Consider the following 9,863-nt stretch of genomic DNA (forward strand, 5'->3'; position numbering starts at 1 on the left):
GATTGCCGGCCATCGCGTGGCCTTTGAGCCCCTGGCCATTCCGGCGGTCGTCTTCACTGATCCGGAGATCGCCTGGTGCGGACTCACCGAGACCCAGGCCAAGGAGCAAGGCCGACCGGTGAAAGTCGCGCGCTTCCCCTGGGGAGCATCGGGACGGGCCATGACGCTGGGACGAACCGAGGGGGTGACCAAACTCCTGATTGATCCCGAGACGGAACGAATTCTCGGCGTCGGCATCTGTGGCAGTGGCGCGGGGGAGCTGATCGCCGAAGGTGTCGTGGCCATTGAAATGGGAGCACTGGCGTCGGACCTCAAGCTCTGCATCCATCCCCATCCGACGCTGTCGGAGACGCTCATGGAATCGGCGGAGGTATTCTTCGGCACGAGCACTCACGTCTATCGCCCTCGTCGGGAGTGAGGCCGGGCAGGCGGCAGAATGCCCTCGCTTCGTGTCCGGCCTTTCGCCAGAAACAGCAAACAGCATAAGAGGACAGGTCCGCGTATGGCATAGCGTGAGACGGGGACGCCTATACCTCTCTCGATTCCCCTTTTTGCTTTGTCTCCGTGCGGGAAACAATCTCCTGGGCGAGGGCGAGTGCTTCTTTTGCTATCGTCAGGGCACTCTCGGCGCGCTCCCTGGTGTAAATCTCCCAGGGCGATGTGAGCGTCAGTTCATCGCCATAGTCAGTCAGGATGTGCTCTCGAAATCCGAGTCGGGAAGTGCAAAGGGCCAGTTGCTCTACATTGAGCGACGTTTCCTCGTCGAGCTTGTGTTCTTGGATCAGGTCAATGAGATGATCCCCGAGGTCGTGGGTCTTGACGATCGGTCGGAACAGGGCGATCACGGCTTTCGCCGCATTCTCGACAGCCGGTTGAGCGCTGCTTGCGGAGGCGCGCCAGAGGGAGTTCCGGGCCAGTTGCTCTGCTTCTTCAACGTACCCCCGCGCCAGAGCGAGGCGATACTGAGATTCTTTCAATGAGTTCACCGCCAGTTGACCTCCCAGATGCCTCGCGGTGGCGTCACCCAATCCCAGATCCACTCGCCGTTTAATCGTCGCCGTTTCAAGCCGACACGTTGAGTGATCTCGCGGACCTCTTGCAGCTTTGCACTCAGGTATCCCTGAGGATCAAAAAGAATGATGGCATCACTGGCAATGTCCAGATAGACCGGGAGCAAATCGGACTCGAACTCTTTCGGTGCCTTCGCCAACAACGACACCTTCGTCGCCAGCCGGAGCGGGAGCATCGCCTTCAAATAGGTTTGTCGGTCAAGCGGATGCTCCGGCAAGCGATCGGCCAGGACAAACAAATCCCAATCGCTGCCTGGCCTTTCGTCGCCTCGTGCTCGCGACCCAAACAGTGCAACCGCCACCAGATTCTCCCCCAGGCCAGCTTTCAACGCATCTACGGCTTGTTCGGCAATACCCATAGCACGGTTAAGTATAGTCATGGCCTTCCTCGGTCACAACCCGTGGGCTTATCGGGTGATCGTTTCACAGGCGGGGCCGAGAATTTCAGCGGCCATGATTTGTGAGGTTGAACCTCCCCTTGACCCATCGAAGCGATGGAGGAAAATCCCGGATCAAAGGTGAACCGATTACTTTTCGCCAGGGCCTATTGCTCCGCTGGCGGCTTCGGCCTATTATCTACTGCTTTTGTGCGCTTGAAAGTAGCTGGGGTCGTGCTGGAGCTTGCAAAGCGACCAGAGTGGAGGATAAGAGAGAGTTATGCGAATCATTGCCGTTGGTGCCTGTCTCGTTCTCCTCTTGAGTTCCTGTGGACCGCGTGTGCGCTACGATCTCATCATTCGCAACGGAACGATCTATGACGGAAGCGGCCGGCCGCCCATCGTGGGCGATGTTGCCATTAACGGCGATACGATTGCGGCCATCGGGAAGCTGGACAATGCCGTCGGACGCACCGAAGTGAACGCCAGCGGATTAGCCGTCGCTCCTGGTTTCATCAACATGCTCAGTTGGGCGACCGATTCGCTCATCGCCGATGGACGTTCGCAGAGTGACATTCGTCAGGGGGTGACGCTTGAGGTCTTCGGCGAGGGCTGGTCAATGGGACCGCTCAACGAGAGGATGAAACAGGAGATGAAAGAGCAACAGGGCGACATCAAGTACGACATCACCTGGACGACGCTCGGCGAGTATCTGGAGTACCTCGTGCGACGCGGTGTCTCTCCCAACGTGGCATCGTTTGTGGGAGCGACGACCGTGCGCATCTATGTCATCGGTTACGAGAATCGCCCGCCCACGCCGGCGGAACTCGACCAGATGCGTCAGCTCGTGCGCCAGGCGATGGAAGAAGGCGCGCTCGGCGTGGGATCGTCGCTCATTTATCCTCCCGCATTCTTCGCCCGGACCGATGAGCTGATCGAGTTATGCAAAGTGGCCGCCGAGTACGGGGGCATGTATATCTCCCATATTCGCAGCGAAGGCAACCGACTCCTCGAGGCCGTTGATGAGCTGATCACGATTGCGCGCGAGGCCGGTCTTCCCGCGGAAATTTATCACCTGAAGGCGGCGGGGCGATCCAACTGGTCGAAGATGGACGACGTGATCAAAAAAATCGAAGCGGCCCGCGCCTCCGGCCTGAAGATCACGGCCAACATGTACACCTACACGGCGGGGGCGACGGGGCTTGATGCCGCCATGCCTCCCTGGGTTCAAGAGGGAGGTCTCAAGGCCTGGATCGAACGTTTGAAGAATCCTGCCATTCGCGCCCGCGTGAAGAAGGAGATGACGACGCCGAGCACGGATTGGGAAAATCTCTATCTGGCCGCCGGATCGCCTGAAAATATCTTGCTCGTTGAATTCAAAAACGAGGCGCTCAAGCCGCTGACGGGGAAAACCCTGGCCGAAGTGGCACGACAACGGGGGAAGTCGCCGGAAGAAACGGCGATGGATCTGGTCATCGAAGACGGCAGTCGCGTGGGCACCGTCTACTTCCTCATGTCGGAGGAGAATATCCGCAAGCAGATCGCCCTGCCCTGGGTCAGCTTCGGATCGGACGCCGGCTCGCTGGCTCCGGAAGGCGTTTTTCTCAAATCGTCAACCCATCCCCGCGCCTACGGGAATTTCGCCCGATTGTTGGGAAAGTATGTGCGGGAGGAAAAGATCATCCCGTTGGAAGAGGCCATCCGGCGATTGACCTCGCTGCCGGCCACGAACCTGAAAATCGAGCGACGGGGGATGCTGGCACCGGGATATTTCGCCGATGTCGTCGTTTTCGATCCGGAGACGATTCAGGATCATGCGACGTTTGATCGCCCCCATCAATACGCCACCGGTGTGCGCCATGTTTTTGTCAACGGGGTTCACGTCCTCCGGGACGGCGAGCACACGGGAGCGACGCCGGGGCGCGTCGTGCGCGGTCCCGGCTGGAAAAAGCGAGGCTGACGCCAAAGGGGCCTGAAGAGTCATGAGTCTTCTCTGGATGATTCGTCATGGTCAGGCCGCCTCGGTGGTCAAAGGCGACTATGATCAGCTCTCCGAGCTGGGCCGCGAGCAATCGCGACGGCTGGGGGAGTACTGGCTGAAGCAGGGACTGACCTTCGATCACGTCTACGTCGGTCCCCGCCAGCGGCATCGTCAAACACATGATGTCGTCGCTTCTGTCTATCACGAGCACGGCCTCTGCTGGCCGGATCCGGTCGTGTTGCCGGAGCTGGACGAGTACCAGGCCGAGCCTCTCCTGCGGCAGGCTGTTCCCTTGCTCCGGGAGCGCGATCCCCATGTGGCCGAGCTGGTCACGACCATCACCCGGGGCGAGGATGGAGCGCTGCGTAGTTTCGAGTTGCTTTTGCGTCGCGTCACGCGCGGTTGGGTGAATGGCGAATTTGATCTTCCTGACGTCGAATCCTGGTCGGCCTTCCGCGCCCGTATTCGTCGGGGCGTTGATCGGATGACCGCCGTGCAGGGGAGAGGTCGCAGAGTTGCCGCCTTCACTTCTGCCGGAGCCGTGGCCGCTGCCGTCGGTCTCGCTCTGGGGGTGAGTGACTTGCAGACGCTGGAACTGATGTGGGTCATCAACAACACGGCCGTCACGGAGTTTCTCTTCACGGCTGGGCGATTTTCGCTCGGTCGCTTCAATTGCCTGGCTCATCTGAGCGATCCAGCGTTGGTCACCTTCCGCTAAGCGAGAAGCGACGATGTCGCGCGAGCTTTCCAGCCCGCGAATCTGTCGCGCGGGCTTTCCAGCCTGTGACGGAGGAAAGGACGATGGATTTCTCCATTCCCGAGACCGTGCAGAAGCTCGTAGCCGATGTCCGTGAGTTTCTCCGCGAGGAAATTTATCCTCTCGAAGCCCAATTTCTTCGCGAGGGTTTTGCGGCCGTGCTGCCGGCCCTCGAAGAGAAACGACAGAAGGTGAAGGAGCGAGGGTGGTGGGCGCCCCACATTCCCCGCCACTATGGCGGGATGGGTCTGTCGCTCGTAGAGTTTGCCCATCTGAGCGAGGAGCTGGGACGAAGCCCGCTCGGCCATTTCGTCTTCAACTGTCAGGCTCCCGATGTCGGCAATATGGAAATCCTCATGGCTCACGGGACCGAGGAGCAGAAGAAGACCTATCTTTTCCCGCTCATTCGTGGAGAGATTCGGAGCTGCTTCGCCATGACCGAACCCGCTTATCCCGGATCGAATCCGGTATGGATGGCGACACAGGCCGTGCGCGATGGGGATGACTATGTTCTCAATGGCCACAAGTGGTTTGTCTCCGGCGCCGAGGGAGCGGCCTTTGCCATCGTCATGGCGGTGACCAATCCCGAGGCGGAGAGCCCTCATCGGCGGGCGAGTCAGATCATCGTGCCGACCGATACGCCGGGATTTCGCCTGTTGCGAAACATTCCGGTGATGGGAGACAGTGGCAGCGGCTGGGCCAGTCACGGTGAAGTGAAGCTGGACAATTGTCGTGTGCCGCAGGCGAATCGCCTTGGTCCTGAAGGAGCCGGTTTCGTCATCGCTCAAGAGCGGCTCGGTCCGGGCCGCATTCACCATTGCATGAGGTGGATCGGCATTTGCGAGCGGGCGTTTGATCTGCTTTGCCGACGGGCCGCCACACGACGGCTTGCGCCCGATCACGTGCTGGCCTCACGCCAGATGGTGCAGCAATGGATCGCCGACAGTCGCGCCGAGATCAATGCCGCCCGACTCATGGTCCTGCATGCCGCCTGGACGATTGATCGGGTCGGCGCCTCAGCCGCTCGAGAGGAGATTTCCCTCATCAAGTTTTTCGTCGCCGGCGTGCTCCAGCGGGTCCTGGATCGCGCCATTCAAGCTCATGGGGGATTGGGCGTCACCGACGATCTGCCGCTCTCGTTCTGGTATCGTCATGAGCGCGCCGCCCGCATTTACGATGGGGCTGACGAAGTCCATAAGGTGGCCGTTGCCCGCCGCATTTTGAAGCGCTACGGTGTGGATCTTCCGCGCGATGAGGCCTGAGTGGATTGATCAACCGACTGCCGTTCGACCCGGCGAGGAACTCGATGTCGGGACGCTTGCCGCCTACCTCCGTCGGCATCTGCCCGACATCTCCGAGCCGATCCAGCTCCAGCAGTTCCCCAGCGGCTATTCCAACCTCACCTATCTTCTGCGCATCGGCGAGAAGGAGTTTGTGCTCCGGCGGCCCCCCTTCGGAGCGCACACGATTCGCGCCGGTCATGATATGAAACGGGAGTATCGCACACTGGTCGGTCTCTCCAAAGTTTACGGGAAGGTGCCGCGCCCGCTCCTTTACTGCGAGGATGAATCGGTCATCGGCGCCCCCTTCTACATCATGGAGCGGGTGAAAGGCGTGATCCTTCGGACGGTGCCGCCGGCGGGACTCGATCTTCGCCCCGATGTCGCGCAGAAGCTCTCGCAATCGTTCGTGGATAATCTCGTCGAAATTCATGCGGTGGATTATCAAGCGGCAGGTCTGGCCGACCTCGGCCGACCGCAGGGATACGTCCAGCGTCAAATTCGTGGCTGGAGCGAGCGCTATGCCGCTGCTCGCACCGATGACATCCCGGAGATGGAGCGCGTCCGCGACTGGCTCGAAACGCACCGTCCTCCAGACAGCGGAGCCGCGCTCATTCACAACGACTACAAGTACGACAACCTGGTACTCGATCCGACGGATCTCTCCCGCATCGTCGCTGTACTCGATTGGGAGATGGCCACCATTGGCGATCCGCTCATGGATCTCGGCAGCACGCTCGGCTACTGGGTTCAAGCCGATGACCCGGAGGAGTTGCAACAGTTCCGTTTCTGTCCGACGACGCTACCGGGAAATTTCACCCGCGCCGAGATTGTCTCGCGCTACGCCGAGCGGAGCCATCGGGACGTCTCCGACATCCTGTTCTATTACGTCTACGCGCTGTTCAAGATTGCCGTCATCGTCCAGCAGATCTACTTCCGCTACTATCGCGGCTTCACCCGAGACGAGCGGTTCGCCCGAATGATTCACCTCGTGCGCATCCTCGCCGCGATGGCCGTGAAGGCGATCGAGCGAGGCCGGATTGATCGCCTGGGCTGAGGCCCGTCCAAGTCCTCGTCTCGACTGCCTTCCTTCCGCCTCTTGGAGTCCGCTCGCCCCGAAGGTGAGAGTGCTCTCTCGAGAGTGCCCCCCACTCCGAGAGACTACATATAGGATCCTCCGGTGACGAGCAGGACCGCTCCGGTCACGTAATCGGCCAACGGCGACGCCAGAAAGAGCACGGGTCCAGCGGCCTCCTCCGGCGTCCCCGGACGGCCCAGAGGAATGAGGTTGAGCGAGACCTGACGCATGGCGTCCGGAATCCCGAGTTGTACCTCTTTGCCGTTGATGAGGACCGTCTCCTGTTGCTCCTTTGGTTTCGTCAGGCGCGTATCAATGAAGCCGTAAGCGACAGCATTCACGTTAATGTTGAAGCGTCCCCACTCCTTGGCCAGTGATTTCGTCAAGCCGACGATCCCCATTTTGCCCGCCGCGTAGTTAATCTGGCCGGCGTTGCCCGCGATACCGGAGGTCGAGGAAACGTTGATGATCTTGCGATGGATGCGCTTGCCCTCGGCGATTTCCTTCTTGGCGACCTCGCGCATATAGGGCACAGCCGCGCGGATGATGCGAAAGGGGGCCGTCAGGTGAACATCAATCATGGCGTACCACATCTCGTCGGTCATGTTTTGAATGACGGCATCCCAGGTATAACCGGCATTGTTGACGATGATGTCAATGCCGCCGAAAGCCTCGACGGTCGTTTTCACCAACCGGTCGGGAAACGTCGGATCGGTCACGCTGCCCGCGCACACGATAGCCCGTCCGCCGGATCGAATGATGTCCTGAGCCGTCGCTTCCGCAACGTCCGCATCGAGATCGTTAACGACGACCGAAGCGCCATGCTCGGCGAACAACAGGGCTACGGCACGCCCAATCCCACGGCCCGATCCGGTGATGATGGCTGATTTCCCCACGAGTAACCGATAGTCTTTCATCGCTTCCTCCCTGGTTGTTTGTTACATCGGCCTCACCGGTTGAACCTCAGAGGTTCGACCGCATCTCCTACGCTTTCTCGCATTCCTTTTCGCCGGTCAGCATCTTCCGTGTTGCTTCCCGGCACTTGGTAAGCTCGAAAAAGATACGGGACAGCCCATGTTATTCGCCAGGGGGAGAGGAGGGCTCGGGGGAGATGCGAAAAACCAATCCCCTTCTGCGCCTTCCGCTCGCGAGTCCTGCCGGCGCCTTAGCTCTCAGGCGGCGAGCCGGATTGTCCAACTATGATCATGAGCCACGACCTCGATCTTGAGAGCGCGGGCGAGTCGGCTGAGCACTCCCCATGAGGGAGGGGATTTGGTCAACCCGCGTTCGATACGACTAATGTATTCGGTCGTCACCTCAGCGGATTCGGCTAACTCCTCCTGGGTGAGCCGGCGGGCCCGGCGTAACTGGCGCAGGGCTCGACCGAATTCTTTCGCATATTCCCTTTCCCCCGTCATAGGCCGCAATGCCGACCATGACAATTTTACCTTTGCTCCTCTGCCGGTGATCGGAAATCAGCAGGGCATTGGAGAATGGTGGCCACTCCTTCCGAAAGTCACCACAGATAGACAGGGATTCACACGGATGCTAGAACCGATCCGGGCTCATCCGTCTTCATCCATCGGCTCCTTGCTTATGGCCTCCGGAAGGCGCCGGGGCTGCCGTCTACCGTCCTTTGAGCCGTCTCTTGATGGCGGCGACCCGGCTTTTCATCGTGACCTCTTTGTCGCGCCGGTCGTCAATGACGAAAGTGGTCACGACACGTTGCGCTCCTCGCCGAAAGGCCGCTTCATGCATCTTTCGCGCAAGGGCAAAAACATCTTTGGGGGTTCCCTCAAACAGCGTTCCTACCGCCGACACATCGTAGGGAACACCGGCTTTTTCCAGAACTCGAATCGCATCGGCGATATAATCTCCCATGCTCGTTGTGGATGTCCCAACGGGCACAATGCTGATTTGGGCGAGCACCATGGTTGTCCTCCTGTGGCGCAAGCTTTCGAGCTTGCGCTTTCGCGGACTGGAAAGTCTGCGCTACGTGTGGCGCAAGCTTTCGAGATTGCGCAAAGCGCAGGCTGGAAAGTCTACATTCGCAGACTGGAAAGTCTGCGCTACATGTGGCTCAAGCTTTCCAGCTTGCGCAGGGCGCAGACGAGAACATCGGCGCGACGGGAGTGGCATTTCCCTTCAGGTGCTGGTCCGCGCCGATTTTTTCCGTCGGGCAGAGCGTCTTTCCTTCGAGTCCTCGACCACCCATGCTTGCTTGGGCAGAGTTATCGTGAGCACACCATCGCTCAGGCGCGCCCTTCCCCTCTCCGGTTCGACGGGTATGGGAAGGTCGAGCTGTCGGTAGATTTGCCCGTAGCGAAACTCACTGCCATGAATGCGCACGTCCTCAGCAGTTCCCTCAGGCTGAGCCTCTCCCAGCAAGACCAGACTTCGACGATCAACCCACACGTGAATATCTTCACGTGGAATCCCCGGCACGCGAAACTTCACGACGAGGGTATGGGGGTGCTCCTCCAGATGCATCTCCGGTTTCCACACGAGCTGACTCTCTGCTCGAAGCCAATCGTCCAGTTCGTGACCGGGTTCGTATCCCCGCTCAACAGCCAGTTGGTGCGCTCGGACAGCAATCTGTTCGCGCAGCCGGTCAACGGTCTCCTGAACAGATGAGGTCATCGGATGAATGGCGACCGCCTTTGCCATAGATTCTTCCTCTCCTCAAAAATCACACGGGGGACGCGCAACGTCGTAAGAGCACGCGTAGCCGTGCTCCTTCGTGTTCCTCCGCACAGCAGCTCTTCCTGTTTGTGGCGAACACCGAGCCTTAACCGGCTCTCCCGACCTTCGTCGAGAACAGTCCAAGAGATATGACGTCGGTCCCGATATGAAGCTTTCCCGCTTGTGCAGTCTTTCGCTTTCATCGTAAGCCCATTCTAACCGAACCGGCAGGACATCAAAACCCGTCCGCCCGTACTCCGACAACTTGTCGCCTGCTTGGGCGAGGGAGCTGAGAAAACCGGTCCATCGCGCTACCGTATCGCCGGCTGCTCTCGAGCGGTGGCAGGTTGCAGGGGTGGAGCCATCCGAAGAGAAGTTTGCTGTAGCGTCTGATCAACCGCCTGGAGGAATTCGTTCGGATCGCCTGTTTTCAAAACATAGCTCTCGGCCAGCCACGAGGTGTAATCATCCTGGAATGAGGCATAGGCGGTAAGAATAATGACGGGTAGGGACGGATACCGGCAAGCAATTTCCTGAAGAAGTGTCAGTCCGCTCTCCGGACCGAGCCTGATGTCGAGTACAACGAGGTCGAGCGGCTCACATTGAATCATCTGGAGAGCTTCACGGCCCGACTGGGC

The 9,863-nt window shown here is 59.6% G+C and carries 12 protein-coding genes; 5 read left to right on the plus strand and 7 right to left on the minus strand.

Features of this window, described 5'->3' with window-relative positions:
- A partial coding sequence (locus VNM72_13690; protein HXF06449.1) for a dihydrolipoyl dehydrogenase occupies positions 1-418 on the plus strand: 418 nt, incomplete at its 5' end.
- Positions 419-527: 109 nt separating this feature from the next.
- Here VNM72_13690 and VNM72_13695 read toward each other — a convergent pair.
- Positions 528-986, minus strand: a complete 459-nt coding sequence (locus VNM72_13695; protein HXF06450.1) for a HEPN domain-containing protein — start codon at positions 984-986, stop codon at positions 528-530.
- Positions 983-1,450 carry a nucleotidyltransferase domain-containing protein gene (locus tag VNM72_13700; protein ID HXF06451.1) on the minus strand — a complete coding sequence of 156 codons (468 nt, stop codon included), beginning with the start codon at positions 1,448-1,450 and terminating at the stop codon, positions 983-985. The genes VNM72_13695 and VNM72_13700 overlap by 4 nt, the downstream gene beginning before the upstream one ends.
- 277 nt (positions 1,451-1,727) lie before the next feature.
- Between VNM72_13700 and VNM72_13705 the strand changes: the two genes are divergently transcribed.
- The 4 genes from VNM72_13705 (at position 1,728) to VNM72_13720 (ending at position 6,522) form a co-directional block, all read left to right on the plus strand.
- Positions 1,728-3,407 carry a D-aminoacylase gene (locus VNM72_13705; GenBank protein HXF06452.1) on the plus strand — a complete coding sequence of 560 codons (1,680 nt, stop codon included), beginning with the start codon at positions 1,728-1,730 and terminating at the stop codon, positions 3,405-3,407.
- A gap of 22 nt (positions 3,408-3,429) precedes the next feature.
- Positions 3,430-4,146, plus strand: coding sequence for a phosphoglycerate mutase family protein (locus VNM72_13710; GenBank protein HXF06453.1), 717 nt, complete (start codon positions 3,430-3,432; stop codon positions 4,144-4,146).
- An 83-nt stretch (positions 4,147-4,229) separates the two neighbouring features.
- Entirely contained in the window at positions 4,230-5,447 is a 1,218-nt protein-coding gene (locus VNM72_13715) for an acyl-CoA dehydrogenase family protein (GenBank protein ID HXF06454.1), read from the plus strand.
- Entirely contained in the window at positions 5,437-6,522 is a 1,086-nt protein-coding gene (locus tag VNM72_13720; protein ID HXF06455.1) for a phosphotransferase family protein, read from the plus strand. Before VNM72_13715 ends, VNM72_13720 begins: the two co-directional genes overlap by 11 nt.
- Positions 6,523-6,626: 104 nt before the next feature.
- On the opposite strand, the gene VNM72_13725 is transcribed toward VNM72_13720, so the two are convergent.
- From VNM72_13725 to VNM72_13745, 5 genes are all read right to left on the minus strand, one after another.
- A complete protein-coding gene (locus tag VNM72_13725) occupies positions 6,627-7,460 on the minus strand; it encodes an SDR family NAD(P)-dependent oxidoreductase (protein ID HXF06456.1) in 834 nt (277 codons plus the stop codon).
- A gap of 255 nt (positions 7,461-7,715) precedes the next feature.
- On the minus strand, positions 7,716-7,961 hold the full coding sequence (locus tag VNM72_13730; protein HXF06457.1) for a helix-turn-helix transcriptional regulator: 246 nt from the start codon (positions 7,959-7,961) through the stop codon (positions 7,716-7,718).
- A 208-nt stretch (positions 7,962-8,169) separates the two neighbouring features.
- Positions 8,170-8,475, minus strand: coding sequence for an MTH1187 family thiamine-binding protein (locus tag VNM72_13735; GenBank protein ID HXF06458.1), 306 nt, complete (start codon positions 8,473-8,475; stop codon positions 8,170-8,172).
- Positions 8,476-8,688: 213 nt separating this feature from the next.
- The gene (locus tag VNM72_13740) at positions 8,689-9,210 is read right to left on the minus strand and encodes an Hsp20 family protein (protein HXF06459.1); all 522 of its coding nucleotides are present in this window, start codon (positions 9,208-9,210) and stop codon (positions 8,689-8,691) included.
- 326 nt (positions 9,211-9,536) lie between these two features.
- Positions 9,537-9,863, minus strand: a 327-nt coding sequence (locus VNM72_13745) for a response regulator (GenBank protein HXF06460.1), incomplete at its 5' end; no start/stop codon positions are given.

The sequence above is a fragment of the Blastocatellia bacterium genome, assembly GCA_035573895.1.
GTDB lineage: Bacteria > Acidobacteriota > Blastocatellia > HR10 > HR10 > DATLZR01.

Excerpts from the sequence above, each read along its gene's own strand:
- VNM72_13705 (HXF06452.1), top strand. The coding sequence starts at position 1,728 with ATGCGAATCATTGCCGTTGGTGCCTGTCTCGTTCTCCTCTTGAGTTCC.
- VNM72_13735 (HXF06458.1), bottom strand. The coding sequence starts at position 8,475 with ATGGTGCTCGCCCAAATCAGCATTGTGCCCGTTGGGACATCCACAACG.
- VNM72_13710 (HXF06453.1), top strand. The coding sequence starts at position 3,430 with ATGAGTCTTCTCTGGATGATTCGTCATGGTCAGGCCGCCTCGGTGGTC.
- VNM72_13730 (HXF06457.1), bottom strand. The coding sequence starts at position 7,961 with ATGACGGGGGAAAGGGAATATGCGAAAGAATTCGGTCGAGCCCTGCGC.
- VNM72_13720 (HXF06455.1), top strand. The coding sequence starts at position 5,437 with ATGAGGCCTGAGTGGATTGATCAACCGACTGCCGTTCGACCCGGCGAG.
- VNM72_13740 (HXF06459.1), bottom strand. The coding sequence starts at position 9,210 with ATGGCAAAGGCGGTCGCCATTCATCCGATGACCTCATCTGTTCAGGAG.
- VNM72_13725 (HXF06456.1), bottom strand. The coding sequence starts at position 7,460 with ATGAAAGACTATCGGTTACTCGTGGGGAAATCAGCCATCATCACCGGA.
- VNM72_13700 (HXF06451.1), bottom strand. The coding sequence starts at position 1,450 with ATGACTATACTTAACCGTGCTATGGGTATTGCCGAACAAGCCGTAGAT.
- VNM72_13715 (HXF06454.1), top strand. The coding sequence starts at position 4,230 with ATGGATTTCTCCATTCCCGAGACCGTGCAGAAGCTCGTAGCCGATGTC.